The 17,899-nt window shown below is 58.1% G+C and carries 10 protein-coding genes; 7 read left to right on the forward strand and 3 right to left on the reverse strand.

All coding sequences use genetic code 11. The features are described from left to right. Positions 1 to 58 precede the first annotated feature (58 nt). From AUK77_RS15775 to AUK77_RS15795, 5 genes are all read left to right on the forward strand, one after another. Positions 59 to 2,104: a methyl-accepting chemotaxis protein gene (locus AUK77_RS15775; RefSeq protein ID WP_296131451.1), complete on the forward strand. Its 2,046-nt coding sequence runs from the start codon at positions 59 to 61 to the stop codon at positions 2,102 to 2,104. A 68-nt stretch (positions 2,105 to 2,172) separates the two neighbouring features. Beyond that, the gene (locus AUK77_RS15780) at positions 2,173 to 3,030 is read left to right on the forward strand and encodes a CheR family methyltransferase (RefSeq protein ID WP_296131453.1); all 858 of its coding nucleotides are present in this window, start codon (positions 2,173 to 2,175) and stop codon (positions 3,028 to 3,030) included. Positions 3,031 to 3,129: 99 nt separating this feature from the next. Further along, positions 3,130 to 10,518 carry an Hpt domain-containing protein gene (locus AUK77_RS15785; RefSeq protein WP_296131553.1) on the forward strand — a complete coding sequence of 2,463 codons (7,389 nt, stop codon included), beginning with the start codon at positions 3,130 to 3,132 and terminating at the stop codon, positions 10,516 to 10,518. Continuing rightward, a complete protein-coding gene (locus AUK77_RS15790; protein WP_296131454.1) occupies positions 10,515 to 11,534 on the forward strand; it encodes a chemotaxis protein CheB in 1,020 nt (339 codons plus the stop codon). Before AUK77_RS15785 ends, AUK77_RS15790 begins: the two co-directional genes overlap by 4 nt. 30 nt (positions 11,535 to 11,564) lie before the next feature. Continuing rightward, on the forward strand, positions 11,565 to 12,035 hold the full coding sequence (locus tag AUK77_RS15795; RefSeq protein ID WP_296131458.1) for a chemotaxis protein CheW: 471 nt from the start codon (positions 11,565 to 11,567) through the stop codon (positions 12,033 to 12,035). Positions 12,036 to 12,101: 66 nt separating this feature from the next. Here the strand turns inward: AUK77_RS15795 and AUK77_RS15800 are convergent, their stop codons facing one another. Both AUK77_RS15800 and AUK77_RS15805 read right to left on the reverse strand, forming a co-directional pair. Continuing rightward, positions 12,102 to 12,821, reverse strand: a complete 720-nt coding sequence (locus AUK77_RS15800) for a 16S rRNA (uracil(1498)-N(3))-methyltransferase (RefSeq protein ID WP_296131460.1) — start codon at positions 12,819 to 12,821, stop codon at positions 12,102 to 12,104. 146 nt (positions 12,822 to 12,967) lie between these two features. Continuing rightward, complete coding sequence (locus AUK77_RS15805) at positions 12,968 to 14,374, reverse strand: adenosylmethionine--8-amino-7-oxononanoate transaminase (RefSeq protein ID WP_296131462.1); 1,407 nt, start codon at positions 14,372 to 14,374, stop codon at positions 12,968 to 12,970. 308 nt (positions 14,375 to 14,682) lie between these two features. Here AUK77_RS15805 and AUK77_RS15810 point away from each other — a divergent pair, with 308 nt between their 5' ends. After that, positions 14,683 to 15,228 carry a cytochrome b gene (locus AUK77_RS15810; RefSeq protein ID WP_296131465.1) on the forward strand — a complete coding sequence of 182 codons (546 nt, stop codon included), beginning with the start codon at positions 14,683 to 14,685 and terminating at the stop codon, positions 15,226 to 15,228. Between the two features lie 65 nt (positions 15,229 to 15,293). Next, positions 15,294 to 15,872, forward strand: coding sequence for a YceI family protein (locus tag AUK77_RS15815; protein WP_296131468.1), 579 nt, complete (start codon positions 15,294 to 15,296; stop codon positions 15,870 to 15,872). Between the two features lie 112 nt (positions 15,873 to 15,984). Here AUK77_RS15815 and AUK77_RS15820 read toward each other — a convergent pair whose 3' ends face one another. Continuing rightward, complete coding sequence (locus tag AUK77_RS15820) at positions 15,985 to 17,847, reverse strand: DEAD/DEAH box helicase (protein WP_296131473.1); 1,863 nt, start codon at positions 17,845 to 17,847, stop codon at positions 15,985 to 15,987. Between the last annotated feature and the right edge of the window lie 52 nt (positions 17,848 to 17,899).

Genomic DNA, 17,899 nt, shown 5'->3' on the forward strand with positions numbered 1-17,899 from the left:
CGGCCTTTTGGCGTTACATGGGAACCGTAGTGCGGTCGGTCCAGGCGGGGGCCAGTAAATGAAAAAACTAAATGCAGGTAAATTGTTAGCAGGTGCGCGCAGTAGCACATTGATCGCAGGGCTGTTTATTGTCCTGATCGTTTCGATTGTGTTGTTGTTCGCCAACTTCGCCTACATCAACACCCAATCCAACTACGACACGGAATACGTTGGTCACGCCGGTGAACTGCGTGTTCTGTCCCAGCGAATTGCCAACAACTCCACGGAAGCGGCGGCAGGTACTGCCGAGGCGTTCGAGTTGCTGCGCGCTGCGCGTAACGACTTCCAGGCACGTTGGGGTTACCTGACCGACGGTAACCAAGAAACGGGTCTGCCTGCTGCTCCTGAATCACTCCAGCCGCAGGTGGCTGTGGTGCAGCAAGAGTGGGATACGCTGCGGCAGAACACCGACGCCATTCTGGCGAACGAACAAACTGTATTGTCCCTGCACCAGGTAGCTGCCACGCTGGCAGAAACCATTCCGCAGTTGCAGGTCGAGTACGAAGAAGTTGTCGACATCCTGCTGGAAAGCGGTGCACCTGCTGCTCAGGTCTCGGTTGCACAGCGTCAATCCTTGCTGGCAGAACGTATTCTGGGTTCTGTAAACAAGGTACTGGCGGGTGACCAGGACTCGGTGCAAGCTGCCGACATGTTCGGTCGCGATGCCAGCCTGTTCGGTCGTGTACTGGCCGCGATGCTGGAAGGCAACGCCGCCATGGAAATCAGCCAGGTAAGCGACGAAGAAGCTCTCGAGCGTCTGGCTGAAATTTCCGAACTGTTTGAATTCGTATCCGGTTCGGTAGACGAGATTCTCGAAACCTCGCCTGAGCTGTTCCAGGTACGTGAATCGGCGAACATCATCTTCAGCGTTTCGCAAACCCTGCTGGATAAAGCCTCTGACCTCGCCGTCGGTTTTGACGACCTGGCCACCGGCCGTGCCGTTAACACCCTGTTCGGTTATGTGCTGGGTGCCTTGGCACTGGGCTCAATTATTCTGATCGGCTTGGTGATGGTGCGTGAAACGAACCGCCGCTTGAGCGAAACCGCTGAGAAAAACGAACGTAACCAGGCGGCGATTCTGCGACTGCTCGACGAAATCGCCGACCTCGCGGACGGTGACTTGACTGTGGCCGCGACGGTAACCGAGGACTTCACCGGTGCCATTGCGGACTCCATCAACTACTCCATCGACCAACTGCGTGACCTGGTAGCCACGATTAACCTGACCGCCGTTCAGGTAGCCGGTGCTGCTCAGGAAACCCAGGCCACGGCGATGCACCTGGCGGAAGCTTCCGAGCTCCAGGCTCAGGAAATTGCCGGTGCCTCGGCGGCGATCAACGAAATGGCCGTGTCGATTGACCAGGTATCGGCGAACGCCTCTGAATCCTCCGCGGTAGCAGAGCGTTCCGTAGCAATCGCCAACAAGGGTAACGAAGTCGTACACAACACCATCACCGGCATGGATAACATCCGTGAGCAGATCCAAGACACCTCCAAGCGAATCAAGCGCCTCGGTGAGTCGTCTCAGGAGATCGGTGACATCGTTAGCCTGATTAACGACATTGCTGACCAGACCAACATCCTCGCACTTAACGCCGCGATTCAGGCCTCCATGGCCGGTGACGCGGGTCGAGGCTTCGCCGTAGTAGCGGACGAGGTACAACGCCTCGCAGAACGTTCCTCTGCTGCAACCAAGCAGATCGAGGCGCTGGTTAAGACGATTCAGACCGACACCAACGAAGCCGTTATCTCGATGGAGCAAACGACCTCCGAAGTGGTACGCGGTGCTCGTCTGGCACAGGACGCCGGGGTTGCACTGGAAGAGATCGAGAAGGTATCGAAAACCCTCGCGGCCTTGATTCAGAACATCTCCAACGCCGCTCGCCAGCAGGCTTCATCGGCGGGTCACATTTCCAACACGATGAACGTCATCCAGGAGATCGCCTCGCAAACCTCGTCCGGTACCACGGCCACCGCCAAGAGCATTGGTAACTTGGCCAAAATGGCCAGTGAAATGCGTAAGTCGGTATCCGGCTTTACCTTGCCGGGTGGGGAGCAGGCCTAAGCCGTTGCTGTGCGACAGGCTGAAAAGCCTGTCGCTTAGAGGCTTTAGCCGTAAGCGAGGGGCACGACATGCAGTCAGGCGTCTGGGCCTTGCAGCCTCTGGCAGACATGACAGCCACGGAGTTTCGTGACTGGCAAACGTTGCTTGAGGAGCGTACCGGGGTTGTACTCAATGAGCGTAGGCGTGCATTTCTGCAGACCAATCTGAGCGCGCGGATGCGCGAGCTGGGTGTGGCCGAATACGCAGCGTACTACCGGCAGGTGACTGATGGGCCGCGTGGCGCGGTGGAATGGTCAACCCTGTTGGACCGTTTGACCGTTCAGGAAACGCGCTTCTTTCGTCATCGCCCTTCTTTTGATGTGCTGGAAGGCTACCTGCGTGACCGTTTGCAGCAAGGCATGAGCCAGCCTTGGGAGTTGTGGAGCGTGGGCTGCGCCAGTGGCGAAGAGCCTTATTCGCTGGCCATCAGTGCGGCCGAAGTGTTGCGTGAGACGGATAAGCCTGATTTTTATGGGGTTACGGGGACTGATATCAGCCTGAATGCCCTAAGTAAGGCACGCGAAGGTCAGTACACGGCGCGTCGTTTGGAATTGTTGGATGAAGAACTATGTCAGCGTTACTTCGTTGCGCAGGGTGAAGGGCGTTTCAAAGTCGTGCCTACGTTGGCAGGTCGAGTGTGTTGTGCCCGGCTAAATGTGTTGGAGCTTGCCAAGGCTCCAATGACCGGAATGGACGTTATTTTTTGCCAGAACTTGCTGATCTATTTTCGTCGCTGGCGCCGTCGCGAGATCCTCAATCACTTGGCTGAACGCCTTGTGCCAGGGGGGCTGCTGGTGGTGGGAGTGGGCGAGGTAGCCGGTTGGCAGCACCCGGAATTGATCCCGGTGGCCGACGAGCGAGTTTTGGCGTTTACCCGTAAGGGATAGCAGGTTGTTGAAGCGAGAAGACGAGGCAGCAATGACCGCGTAGGTCGTTTTTCAGCAGCTTGATAAGGCAGAAGAGCCAAGAATATGAGTGGAGTGGCTATGGGTGATCGGCACGATTATGTCGCCCTGGAATGGGTTAAAGGCGAGATCGCGGAAACCCTGAAACAGGCGCGTCAAGCCTTAGAGGCGTTCGTTGAGAACCCTCAGGACGCTTCACGCATGCGTTTCTGCCAGACCTATGTGCATCAGGTGCTCGGCACGTTGCAGATGGTCGAGTTTTTCGGCGCCGCATTACTCGCTGAGGAAATGGAGCACCTGGCTGGTGCTTTGATCGACGGACGCGTGACCAACCAGGGTGAAGCCCTGGAAGTGCTGATGCAGTCGATTCTGCAGCTGCCGGTTTATCTGGACAGAATCCAGACCGCACGCCGTGATCTACCGATGGTGGTGCTGCCTCTGCTCAATGACCTGCGCGCCGCGCGCGGAGAAAAACTCCTCTCGGAAACCAGCCTTTTTGCTCCGGACATGTCCGAGCGAACGCCTGCGTTACCGAGTGAATCGCTGGAACATCTGCGTACGGAGGAGTTGCCGCCGCTGCTGCGCAAACTGCGTCAGATGCTGCAAATGGCACTGGTTGGGGTCATCCGTAATCAGGATCTGCCCACTAACCTGGGGTACATGGCGCGGGTCTTCGCACGCCTGGAAAATCTTTGTAAAGGCTCGCCGTTGGGCCCGCTATGGCAAATCGCGTCGGGTGTGGTCGAAGGGTTGGCCGATGGCAGCGTGGCGAATGGCTCCTCGGTCCGTACGTTGTTGCGCCAAGTCGACAAAGAGCTCAAACGTCTGGTCGAGCAGGGTGCCGACGCTATCAACCAAGCAGCCCCAGATGAGCTGAATAAAAACCTGCTGTTTTATGTCGCCAAGTCATCTGCTCAGTCGCCTCGTGTGCGCAGCCTACGCGACCAATATCGACTCGATGACGCATTGCCGGATGCAGCGGTCGTTGACGAAGAGCGCGCACGCCTTGCCGGTCCTGACCGTGACGCAATGCGATCGGTTGTGGCTGCCTTGTGTGAGGAGCTGGTTCGCGTCAAAGACAGCCTTGATCTGTTTGTCCGCAGCGATCGCAGCCAGGTTACTGATCTTGATGCACTCGCTGCGCCGCTCAAACAAATTGCCGATACTCTCGCCGTTTTGGGCTTTAGCCAGCCGCGCAAGGTCATTGTTGATCAGCTGGATGTAGTCAATGGCCTGGCCAAAGGCCAAGGCGAGCCAAGTGATGCCGTATTGATGGATGTCGCGGGTGCCCTGCTTTATGTCGAGGCAACGTTGGCTGGCATGGTCGGTCCTGCGCAGGACAGCGGTCGCGAGCAAAGCCATTTGCCCACTACCGATGTGGCGCAAATCCACCAATTGGTGATCAAAGAAGCGCGCAATGGCCTGGAGCAGGCCAAAGACGCGATCATCGAATTTATCGCCTCGCAGTGGAACCACGAGCACCTGGCCCGCGTGCCTGACTTGCTAACCCAGGTGCGCGGCGGCTTGGCGATGATTCCCCTGCAGCGTGCGGCGGATTTGCTCAATGCCTGCAATCGCTACATTCAAGAACAGTTGTTGGTGCGCAAGGCCGTGCCTAACTGGCAAAGCCTGGATACGTTGGCTGATGCCATCACCAGTGTTGAGTATTACCTGGAGCGTCTGGCCGAAGACCATGCCACGCAGGGTGATCTGATTCTGGACGTGGCCGAAGAAAGCCTTGAGAGCCTGGGCTATCCACTCAAGGAAAAACCTTCAATCCTGGATCGTGTAGAGCCGCGGGTTGAAACGTTTGCCCCTCTGTCAGATCCACTCGATGAGATGGACGTGCTCGATCTTGTTGAGCCGGAGCCAGAGTCTCAAACTGAGATGCATGAACTTGTAAAGGTTGAAGAGTCGCTATCCTTTGAGTTGGCTGATGATTTCAGCCATGAGTTTGCCAATCTGGATTCGACTTCGATCGAAGCGCCGCGCAATGAGTCGCAGTGGATCATCGACACTCCGGTCGAAGAGCTTGAACTGATCGATTTTAGCGTCGACCTTGCCGAAGCTGAGCCACTTGCGCTGGTCGATAACCATGCAAGCGAAGGCTTGGATCACGACACTCTTGCGCTTGAGAACTATGACTTAGGCGCCGCCGATAGCCCGAGTAATTGGGATGAGGCCGAGCTTGCGTCCTTGCAGTTGCCCGAAGTTGAGCTGCCGAGTGCGCCGGTTAGTGACTTAGCTGATGAGCCTGAGGGTGAAAAAGCGCTGTCGATGGCCGACGTGATGGCCGCCCCCGTGCAGGCCATTAACCCGCCTGCCAAAGATGTACCGCTAAGCTTGCTGCCGCCGCCAGCCGGCGAAGAGCCGATTGATGAAGAGCTGATGGAAGTCTTTATCGAAGAAGTCGGTGAAGTACTCGAAACCATCAATGAATACTTTCCTGCTTGGTGTGCTGACCCAGATGACAAGAATGCGCTGAGCGAAATTCGCCGCGCATTCCACACGCTCAAGGGCAGCGGCCGTATGGTGCGCGCTCTGGTCATTGGCGAGTTGGGCTGGGCAATCGAGAACTTGCTCAACCGTGTGCTTGACCGCAGCATAGAACCCAATGCGGACGTGCATCAGGTGATCGCCGATGTAGTTGCGTTGATGCCGGCGCTGGTGGATGAATTCGCCAACAAAGCCCAGCGTCAGCGCGATGACGTCGACCACTTGGCCGCCACCGCGCATGCCTTGGCCAAAGGGCACCCGTCGCCAACGCCCGCAGCGCCGACCGAGCGGGCTGCCATTGCTGATGACAGTCACCTTGCTTCAGTCGATGCTGTGACGACCAACAGCGTATCGTTCGACAATGACGATGACACAGGCCTTGATCCGCAGTTGCTGGAGATATTCCGCAATGAGGCGGAGATGCACCTCGACACCTTGGTTGGCTTTCTGGCCGACTGCGCCCAAGAGTTGCCCCAGCCCGTCACCGATGATCTGCAGCGCGCCCTACACACCCTAAAGGGCAGTGCCTCCATGGCGGGTATTTTGCCGGTTGCGGAAATTGCCTCGCCGTTGGAAAAACTGGTTAAAGAATTCAAAACCAATCTGATCCCGATGGACCTGGCGGAAGCCGAGTTGCTAAGCAGCGCGGAGAAGCTTTTCCGGCTTGGGCTTGAGCAACTCGAAAGCACGCCTTTGGCTGTATTGCCTGGCGCGAGCGAGTTTCTTGAGCGGGTGCAAAAGCTACACAGCGATCGCCTCGAGCATGCCGAGAGCAGCCGTCAGGACGAGTCAGGCGAGAAGCGTGATCCGCAGTTGATCAGCATCTTCCTGGCTGAAGGCATGGATATCCTGCTGGATGCCGAAGATTTGCTGCACAAGTGGCGTGAGCATCCATCCGAGCGACAGGAGCTTAGCGCGCTACTTGAAGAATTAACCACGCTGGGGCGTGGCGCCGAGATGGCCGACCTGCCGCAGATCGATGAGCTGTGTGAAGCCCTGCTAGACCTTTACGGCGCTGTCGAAGATGGCAGCTTGGCAGTCAGCGACCGGTTCTTCACTGAGGCTGAGCAAGCCCATGAAGCATTGATCGGCATGATGGACCAAGTGGCGGCGGCGCTTGAGGTTAGCCCTGCACCTGAGCGTGTGCAGGCGCTGCGCAGTTTGTTGGACGAGGCGCTCGATCCGAGAGCGCTAGCGCTGTTATCCACTACAGCGGATGGTGGCATTGAGGTGGTTGAACTCACCGACGCTACCGAGGCGCTGCAGACCGTCGCCTTGGGTGATGTGCTGGATGTCGGTGAAGGTCCAGCAGCAGAGGTTGAGATCGAACAAGCCGAGTTGACGCCCGCTGCTGAGCCAACGCCTGCTTCAGTTGGCTCCGTCAGCGATGTCTTCCACGAGTCGCTCGATGAGGAGATGGTCGCGATTTTCCTCGAAGAGGCCGTCGATATCCTCGACAGCGCGGGCAAGGCACTGGAGCGTTGGTTAGCTGACCCTGAGAACAAGCCTGCGCTCTCGTCGCTTCAGCGAGATTTGCACACCCTTAAAGGTGGTGCGCGAATGGCTGAGATCCGCCCAATTGGGGACTTGGCGCACGAGCTGGAATCGCTTTATGAAGGCCTGATTGACCGCCGTTATAGCGCCTCGCCCATGCTCGCTGGCTTGCTGCAACAGAGCCATGACCAACTGGCACGTTTGCTTGAGCAGTTGCAGGCACAGACTGCACTGCATTCACCCGATGACTTAATTGAAAGCATTCGCGACTTTCGTCTAAACGGTGCTGCGGGTCAGTCGCAAGTCCCAGCCAATACTGTTGTCCAATTTGAAGCCGAAGCCGAAGCCGAAGCCGAAGCTGAAGAGATTGAGTTTGATGTGGGGGCAGCTGTTGAGCCTGAAATGTTCGCGCCGCTGGAGCTGCCCGGCATCGAAGAAGAGATTGATTTCGGCATACTGGCTGACGTGACGCAGTCGACTGAATTCGGCTCAGCGCAGCGAGAGCAAGTGTTGGATGACCCGCAATTCGAAGAGCCTGCGCTTGAGCAGCAGCCCGACATAAGTGCTGAGTTTCCTTTAGATCCGGTGTTTGAACAGCAGGATGCTGAGCCGCTGGCTGAAGTCCTGTCAGCAGCGCCGATGCCTCACGACGAGCGCGATCCTGAGTTGGTCGAAATCTTCCTTGAAGAAGGTTTTGACATCATGGATAGCGCAGGCGCTGCCTTGCAGCGCTGGATGGATAATGTCGACAACAGCCTTGAGCTTGAGTCGTTGCAACGTGATCTGCACACCCTCAAGGGTGGTGCGCGCATGGCCGAAATTCGTGAGATTGGTGATCTGGCCCATGAGCTGGAGTTCCTCTACGAAGGGCTTGGGCAAGGTCGACTGCGCCCAAGTCAGGATCTGTTTACCTTGCTGCAAAGCTGCCAAGACAGCTTGGCTGAGATGCTTGAAGCGGTACGCGACAAGCAGCAGACCCCGTCGGGCGATGCGTTGATTGAGACCATCAAACGCTTTCGCGCCAATCCAGATGAGCAGCTGAACATGCCTTCTGCGGTCGCGCTCAAAGCTGTGGAAGTTCAGTCTGAAGAGGAGACCGAATCCGACATCCTCGACATCTTCCTCGAAGAGGGCGATGAACTTCTGGAGGCCATGGAAAGCGCCATGGGCCGTCTGGAGGAAGACCGCGAAGATGGCAGCAGCATTGAAGAACTGCAGCGCATTCTGCACACCCTCAAAGGTGGCGCACGCCTGGCTGGGCAAAAGCGTCTGGGTGATTTGGCGCACAACCTGGAGCAGCATTTAGCTGAGGCTCAGGCCCAAGGCTTGCCATTACCGCAGAGCCTGTTTGTTGATGTGCAGTCGGGTTTCGAGGGTTTGCAGCAAGAGCTGGATGCACTGCGTCAGCGCCTGAATGACAGCTTGGAGTCTGAAACCGAACAGCATCCAGTCATAGTGCCAGCGTTGGCACCTGTACCTGCACCTGCATCACGCAGCTATGACCTGGCTAGCTCGATTGTCGCCGCCAGCGCGATGCCGGCAGAGGAAGTCGTGGCTAAGGTGCTGCCATTCGTGCGCCGCGCCCAAGAGGCGGCACTTGAAGCGGCGTCACGGCGTGCTCCGCAGGAACTGGTCAAAGTTCCTGCCGAACTGTTGGAAGGCTTGGTTAACCTAGCCGGTGAAACCTCGATCTTCCGTGGTCGGGTTGAGCAACAGGTCAGTGACTTCGGTTTCACCCTGGGTGAGATGGAAGCCACCATCGACCGCGTTCGCGATCAGTTGCGCCGTCTTGACACTGAAACCCAGGCACAAATTCTCAGCCGTATTCAGGCTGAAGCCGAGCGTGTCGGTTATGAAGACTTTGACCCGCTGGAGATGGACCGTCACTCACAGTTGCAGCAGCTTTCGCGCTCACTTTTTGAGTCGGCGTCTGACTTGCTCGATCTGAAAGAAACCCTCGCCGCACGTAACCGCGACGCGGAAACCCTGTTGCTGCAACAAGCGCGCGTCAACTCCGAGCTGCAGGAAGGCCTGATGCGTACGCGCATGGTGCCGTTTGACCGGCTAGTACCGCGTCTGCGTCGTATCGTGCGACAAATTTCTGGAGAGCTGGGCAAACAAGTCGAGTTCCTCGTCGGCAACGCCGAAGGTGAAATGGACCGTACGGTGCTTGAACGCATCGTTGCACCGCTGGAGCACATGCTGCGTAACGCCGTTGACCACGGTATTGAAACGGCGGATGTGCGTCGTGCGGCCGGTAAGCCTGAGCAGGGCACCATTCGTCTGGGTCTGGGGCGTGAGGGCGGTGATGTTGTCCTGACCCTGTCTGACGATGGCGGTGGTATTCGTCTCGATGCCGTCAAACGCAAAGCGATTGAGCGCGGCTTGATGGATGCCGACTCGGACCTGACCGACTACGAAGTGTTGCAGTTCATCCTTGAAGCGGGTTTCTCCACTGCCGAGAAGGTGACACAGATTTCTGGCCGTGGCGTTGGCATGGACGTGGTCCACTCCGAGGTCAAGCAGCTTGGCGGTTCGATGAGTATCGAGTCGCTACCGGGCACCGGCACAACCTTCACCATCCGTCTGCCGTTTACGGTATCGGTTAACCGCGCACTAATGGTGCTCTCCGGTGAAGACCTGTACGCCATTCCGCTTAACACCATTGAAGGTATCGTGCGGGTTTCCCCGTATGAGTTGGAGGCCTACTACGGCCCCGACGCTCCGCGGTTCGAATACGCCGGGCAAAGCTATGAGCTGCGTTACTTGGGCGATCTGCTGAACAATGGACAGCAGCCCAAGTTGGTCGGCCAAAGCCTGCCGTTGCCGGTGATTCTGGTGCGCTCGAAAGAACACGCCGTGGCTGTTCAGGTTGACTCGTTGGCCGGTTCGCGGGAAATCGTGGTGAAGAGCCTCGGGCCGCAGTTTGCCGGCGTGCACGGGATTTCCGGTGCAACCATCCTTGGGGACGGTCGCGTGGTGGTCATTCTCGATCTGCTGGCCACCATTCGTGTGTTACATGCGCACTTGCTGACGCAGTTGCAACCACGTCAGATCAAGCAAACTGCCACCGCCGCTGAGATTGAAGCGGATCGCCCAACCCTGGTGATGGTGGTCGACGACTCGGTTACCGTGCGCAAGGTGACCAGTCGCCTGCTTGAGCGTAACGGCATGAACGTGTTGACTGCTAAAGATGGCGTTGATGCCATCTCGCTGCTGCAAGAACGCAAGCCGGACATCATGCTGCTGGACATCGAAATGCCACGCATGGACGGCTTCGAAGTTGCCACCTTGGTGCGTCACGACGAAGGCCTGAAAGACCTGCCTATCATCATGATCACCTCGCGTACCGGTGAGAAACACCGTGAGCGCGCCATGAACATTGGTGTTAATGAATACCTCGGCAAGCCCTACCAGGAGTCTCTGTTGCTCGAAACCATTCAGCAATTGGTGGATCGCCACCCGGTGAACCGCCCATGACCGAGAAAACAGCAGCTCGCATTGCAGTTATCGCTGACACATCCTTGCAGCGCCACGTGTTGCAACAGGCGCTGACCGGCAGTGGCTATCAGGTGGTGATGAACAGTGATCCCGCGCGCCTGGATCAGGATACCTTGAATGCGTGCGAAACGGATTTGTGGTTGGTTGATCTGGCGCAGTCAGAAGACTCGCCCTTGGTCGACAGCTTGCTGGAAAGCACTTCAGCGCCTGTTTTGTTCGGTGAAGGCCATGCGCCTGAACGGCATTCAGAAAACTACCCGCGCTGGGAGCGTCGCCTGTTTGGCAAGTTGAAAAAGCTCGTTGGCGACCCCTCGCAGGCCGTTGGGCCGAGCCTGGAAGCTTTGATGGCTGAAGCGCAGCGGCCTTCGCGTCTGGATTTACCCGCGGCCCTGGCGGACACCCCGCTGGTGGCGGGCGAGCCGGCGCGACAGGTCTGGCTGCTGGCCGCATCAATGGGCGGCCCTGCTGCTGTTAAAGCGTTCCTGGATGCGCTGCCAGGTGGCTTACCGATTGGTTTTGTTTACGCGCAGCACATCGATGCCAGCTTTGAGAGTGCGCTACCTCAGGCTGTTGGTCGTCATAGCCAGTGGCATGTAAACCCGGCGCGGCATGGCGATGCCGTGCGCTGTGGTGAAGTGGTGGTGGTGCCTATCACCCAGGAACTGGGTTTTACAGATGATGGCGTAATGCACATTGCCGAGCGCGGCTGGCCCGAACCCTACAGCCCGTCTATCGATCAGATGATGCTCAACCTGGCGCAACAGTTCGCGGGCATGAGCGGCGTTATTGCGTTCAGCGGTATGGGCAGTGATGGCAGTGCCGCTGCGGCGTATGTGCTGCGTCAGGGTGGTTTGATCTGGACGCAGCGCGCTGACAGTTGCGTCTCGTCGAGTATGCCGGACAGCTTGCGCGAAGCCGGTTACAGCAGCTTCAGTGCTGACCCGCGTGAACTGGCTGAGGCGTTGGTTCGTCACCTCGCCGAGCAGTGCGAATAATCCGCGGCGTCCCCTCAACAGGAATTTGTCATGAGCCAAGCCGTTGCTTCTCCAAACACCAGTGTCAGCCTGACTGGGCTGCTGATGCCGCTCAGCGACCGAACGTTATTGTTGCCGAACGTCGCTGTCGCCGAGTTGATTCCCTACCGCGCGCCGCAAGTCACTGAGGGCATGCCTGATTGGTTTCTTGGCCAAATTGCCTGGCGTGATTTGCGTTTGCCGCTGCTCTCGTTTGAGGCGGCGTCGGACGGTCAAGCTGTCGTCAACAGCGGTTCACGGGTGGCGGTGATAAACGCCCTGGGTGGGCGGCCGATGGTGAAGTTTATTGCCGTGCTGGTGCAGGGTATTCCGCGCTCCATCAAGCTTGAGGCCAACCTGGCGCGGGCTGAGGCGGTGCTGTCGCCGCTGGAGTTGGATGCCGTGCAGTTGGGTGAGGCGGTGCTAAAGATTCCGGACCTCATCGGGCTGGAGCAGAAACTGGCAGATGCCGGACTGATCTGACGGTCTATAAAGCAAAAATCCCGCTGAATGAGCGGGATTTTTTATGGCGGGCAGCAATAGCGCGGATTAAAAATCACCCCACAACTGCTGCGCCACGCTGAGGGCAACCACTGGCGCGGTTTCGGTGCGCAGCACGCGCGGGCCCAAGCGGGCGGCGTGGAAGCCCTGGCTGTTGGCTTGCGTTACTTCCGCATCACTCAAGCCGCCTTCTGGGCCGATCAAAAAGGCCAGGCTGGACGGTTGTGGGTGGCTGGCCCAAGGTTGCGCGACCGGGTGGAGCACCAGTTTCAAATCGGCCGAGACCTGCCCGAGCCACTCGCCGAGGCTTATGGGCGGGTTGATGATGGGCAGTACTGAGCGCCCGCACTGCTCGCAAGCGCTGATGGCCACCTGACGCCAGTGGGCCATGCGTTTGTCGGCACGCTCATCTTTTAGGCGCACTTCACAGCGCTCGCTGACAATCAGGCTGATTTCATTTGCGCCCAGTTCGGTGGCTTTTTGAATTGCCCAGTCCATACGCTCACCCCGTGAAAGGCCTTGGCCCAGGTGGATTCGTAAGGGGGATTCGGCCTGCCCGGCGAAGGCTTCACGCAGCTCAACGCGCACGTTCTTTTTGCCCACCTCGATCAGTTCACCGCGGTATTCCTGACCGCTGCCATCAAATAATTGCACGGCATCACCGACGGCGTGACGCAGCACGCGACCGATATAGTGGGCTTGGGCTTCTGGTAATTCGTGCTGGCCGAGGGACAGCGGGGCGTCGATAAAGAAACGGGATAGGCGCATAAACTGTGAACCTAGATTAAAGGCGCGAATTCTAGCCTCAGGCTGAGCCACGCGCATGGATATCCGTAGGATGGATGACGCAGTTTTCATCCACCGCAATAGGGCAGTGGTGGATGGGTGAAGCGTCATCCTCCCTACTGACCTGTTCAGCCCGGATCGCGAAAGCCCGGGTAGTTGGTATTGCTATGCGCCACGCTGATTGAAGTGCGGGTGGCGAGGTCGATGCCTTCGCTGGCGACTTCTGCGAGAAAGTCGATCTGCTCGGGCGTGATCACATAAGGCGGCAGGAAGTACACCACGCTGCCCAGCGGACGCAGCAGGGCGCCGCGTTCCAGCGCATGTTGATAAACCTTGAGGCCGCGCCGCTCCTGCCAGGAGTAGGCGGTCTTGCTGGCTTTGTCTTGCACCATCTCGATGGCCAGGGCCATGCCGGTTTGACGTACTTCGGCGACATGCGGGTGATCTGCCAAGTGTGCCGTGGCGCTGGCCATGCGCGCGGCCAGTGCCTTGTTGGCCTCAATCACGTTGTCTTGTTCGAATATATCCAGCGTGGCCAAAGCGGCTGCGCAGGCCAGCGGGTTGCCGGTGTAACTATGCGAATGAAGAAAGGCGCGCAGAGTTGAGTAGTCGTCGTAGAACGCCAGATACACCTCGTTGGTGGTCAGGCACGCCGCCAGCGGTAGATAGCCGCCGGTGAGGGCTTTCGACAGGCAGAGAAAATCCGGGCGAATACCGGCTTGCTCGCAGGCGAACATCGTCCCGGTGCGGCCAAAGCCTACGGCGATTTCGTCGTGAATCAGGTGCACGCCGTAACGGTCGCACGCTTCGCGCAGCAGCTTGAGGTAGATCGGATGGTACATGCGCATACCGCCCGCGCCTTGAATCAGCGGTTCGACAATCACGGCCGCGACTTCATGGCTGTGCTCGCCCAGCGCCTGTTCCATGTGGGCAAACATGGCCCGCGAATGGTCTTCCCAGCTCATGCCTTCGGGGCGGTGGTAGCAATCCGGGCTGGGCACTTTGATTGTATCGAGCAGCAGCGCTTTATAAGTGTCGGTAAACAGCGCGACATCACCCACCGACATCGCGGCAATGGTTTCACCGTGATAGCTGTTGCTCAGGGTAATAAAGCGCTTTTTCGCCGGTTTGCCGACATTGAGCCAGTAGTGAAAGCTCATCTTCAGCGCGACTTCAATGCAGGATGAGCCGTTGTCGGCGTAGAACACCCGGTCCAGACCTGTCGGGGTGAGCGCGACCAAGCGCTCGGACAGTTCAATCACCGGTTGGTGACTGAAGCCGGCAAGAATCACGTGCTCCAGTTGGTCGACCTGATCCTTGATGCGCTGATTGATACGTGGGTTGGCGTGGCCAAATACGTTGACCCACCACGAACTGACCGCATCCAGATAACGCTTGCCGTCGAAGTCTTCCAGCCACACCCCTTCACCTCGGCGGATGGGTACAAGTGGCAGGTGTTCGTGATCTTTCATTTGGGTGCAGGGGTGCCAAAGTACCTTCAGGTCACGCTGCATCCACTGGTCGTTCAAGCTCATCGAGGTGTTCTCCGTTATCTGCCGCAAGCCTATCAGAAGCCCTGCTGCGGATGGACGGCACAATCACTCCAGGCACTGCTGGCAGCCCGTGAGCATTGGTCTAATGTGTGACGTGATACGCGAGCGGATCACGCACCCCGGTGAACTTTTGCGAGCGGATCGGGGACATAAAAGGTCATGTGAAATCTGCGGGCGCAATCATCGTATTTCCCGATATTTCAAAGCAAAAAAATCCGCTATTAGTCGATAGGTTTGTTGCTAATCTTGCGGCTGCTCCACTTCGAGCCCCTTATTTTCGGAATGTTTTCATGCAATGGCGCAATAGCTCTTCTCACTACGGCATGACCAGCATCCTGCTGCACTGGCTGGTGGCCTTGAGCGTATTTGGTTTGTTTGGCTTGGGCTATTGGATGGTCGGGTTGGACTATTACAGCAGTTGGTACAAGCCAGCACCGGATCTGCACAAGAGCATCGGCTTGGTGTTGTTTGTGGTGATGCTGGGGCGTGTTGTGTGGCGTCGGGTAAGCCCGCCACCGGCTAGTTTGCCTAACCATGATGCGCTAACCCGCAAGGCCAGCAAATTGGGCCATGCCTTTTTATATGTGGCGCTGTTTGTATTGATGATTTCCGGCTACCTGATTTCCACGGCCGATGGTCGTGGCATTGCGGTATTTGGTTTGTTTGAAGTGCCGGCCACGCTGACCAGCATTCCTCGCCAGGAGGATGTGGCGGGTCTGGTGCATGAGTACCTGGCATGGGCGCTGGTGATTTTTGCCGGCGTGCATGCTTTGGCCGCCTTGAAGCATCACTTCATTGATCGTGATCGCACACTGCTGCGTATGTTTGGTCGCTGATTGAGCTTTTATAACTGGGGGGTGAATACCCATCCCCTCACTCACACTGCATAAGGAGCATGTCCATGTTGAAGAAAACTCTCGTCGCGCTGGCCCTGGGTAGCGCACTGATGAGCGCAGGCCAGGTCATGGCAGCGGATTACGCCATCGACAAGCAAGGCCAGCACGCGTTCGTCAATTTCAAAATCAGCCACCTGGGCTACAGCTGGCTGTACGGCACCTTCAAGGATTTTGATGGCAGCTTCAGCTTTGATGCCGCCAAGCCAGAAGCCAGCAAAGTGAATGTCACGCTGAACACCGCCAGCGTCGACACTAACCACGCTGAGCGCGACAAGCACCTGCGCAGTGGCGATTTCCTCAATGTCAGCAAGCACCCGCAAGCGACGTTCACCTCCACTGCCGTGAAGTCCACAGGTGAAGGCAGCGCTGACATTACCGGCGATCTGACACTCAACGGCGTGACCAAACCGGTTGTGATTGCAGCCAAATTCATCGGTGAAGGCACTGATCCATGGGGTGGCTACCGTGCCGGTTTTGAAGGCAGCACCACCCTTAAGTTGAAAGACTTCGGCATCACCAAAGACTTGGGCCCAGCCTCGGAAACCGTTGAGCTGATCCTCTCGGTCGAAGGTATTCGCAAGTAAGATCGCGCAAGAGGCTTTAGCTGCGGCAGAGTCTCAACCGATCGCTGCTTGACGCAATACAAACAAAAACGCCGCCTGATCAGGGCGGCGTTTTTGCTTCTGCGTTACAGGCTTACGACTCTTCGCGGTTACGCGTCAGCAGCGCTGGCTTTTCGCCGCGCGGACGTGCACTCGCCAATTCGTCGAGTTGCTCCGGTGTCGGGAAGCGGTCCAGGCGTGAGCCTTTGTGCATGATCACCGGTTGCTTATCACTGGGTGCCTTCGCTGCGCCTTCGCGGCGCGGCAACTCATCACGGTTCAGTGATGTGGTGCGCGTGTCACGCGGTGGTCGAGCGCGCCCTGAGTTGTTTCGGCCTTGGCCGGTCGGTGCAGCACCGCCCTGGCGACGGCCTTGGTTGGTGGCGCCAGCAGTGCTGGTATTGCTACGCGGGCTTTTCGCGGCGCGTGCAGGTTGGCCGACGCCGTTGCTGGCGCTGGGGCCTGAAGCAGGCGCACTGGGCCGACGGCCACGGTTCTGCTGCTTGTTCTGGTTTGGGCTGACATAGTCGGCACGATTGCCGAAGTTGTCGATTTCATCATCGCGGAACTCATCCGGCGCGCGGTCCGGAGGGAGTGCAGGCACTGCCGGGGCGGCTGAGCGGCTTGCAGAGGCGGTGCGCGGTTGTTGGCTACGGCTGCCTTGAGGCTTGCTGCGGTTGTTGTCACGACCGCTGTCTTTACCTTTGTCCTTGCGGCCACCGCCGTGGCGCTCACCTTCCGGCTTGGCGCCGCGTGGTGTGCGAGGTTTTTGCGGCTCGCGTACTTCCGGGCGCTCGGCCTCAACGGTGCTGGCATCAAAGCCCATCAGATCGCCGTCCGGGATCTTCTGTTTGGTCATGCGCTCAATACCTTTGAGCAGCTTTTCTTCGTCCGGCGCAACCAGCGAAATCGCTTCGCCGCTGCGACCGGCACGGCCAGTACGGCCAATGCGGTGAACGTAATCTTCTTCGACGTTAGGCAGTTCGAAGTTGACCACGTGGGGCAGTTGGTCGATGTCCAGACCACGCGCGGCGATGTCGGTGGCTACCAGAATGCGCACGTTGTTCGCTTTGAAATCAGCCAGGGCTTTGGTGCGTGCGTTCTGGCTTTTGTTGCCGTGGATCGCGACAGCCGGCAGGCCATGCTTATCCAGGTATTCGGCCAGGCGGTTTGCGCCGTGCTTGGTGCGGGTAAAGACCAGCACTTGCTCCCAGGCACCCTGGGTAATCAGGTGGGCGAGCAGGGCGCGCTTGTGGCTCGCGGCCAAGCGGAATACGCGTTGCTCAATGCGCTCGACCGTGGTGTTAGGCGGCGTGACTTCGATGCGCTCGGGGTTGTGCAGCAGCTTGCTGGCCAACTCGGTGATGTCTTTGGAGAACGTCGCCGAGAACAGTAGGTTCTGGCGTTTGCTCGGCAGTTTGGCGAGGACTTTTTTCACGTCATGGATAAAGCCCATGTCGAGCATGCGGTCGGCCTCGTCGAGCACAAGGATTTCCACGTGCGAGAGGTCAATAGCGCGTTGGTTCGCCAGGTCGAGCAGTCGGCCTGGGCAGGCCACCAGTACGTCGACGCCTTTGGCCAGTGCTTGCACCTGTGGGTTCATACCAACCCCACCGAAGATGCAGGCGCTGACGAATTTCAAATCGCGGGCATACAGCTTGAAGCTGTCATGCACTTGGGCGGCCAGTTCGCGGGTGGGTGTCAGCACCAATACGCGCGGCTGTTTTGGGCCGTGGCGTTGTTCGCGATCCGGATGACCGTTAGGGAACAGTCGCTCAAGGATCGGCAGGGCAAAGCCGCCTGTCTTACCTGTACCCGTCTGGGCCGCCACCATCAGGTCGCGACCTTGCAACGCGGCGGGGATGGCCCGCTGTTGCACCGGAGTGGGTTGGGTGTAGCCGGCAGATTCGACTGCACGGACTAAAGCCTCGGAGAGACCGAGGGAGGCAAAGGACATGTGTAATCCTGTCTAGTGAGGGCGCAGCCCTATGGGGTGTATTGCCAGGCTT

The organism is Pseudomonas sp. Ga0074129, from assembly GCA_001465025.1.
Lineage (GTDB): Bacteria > Pseudomonadota > Gammaproteobacteria > Pseudomonadales > Pseudomonadaceae > Aquipseudomonas.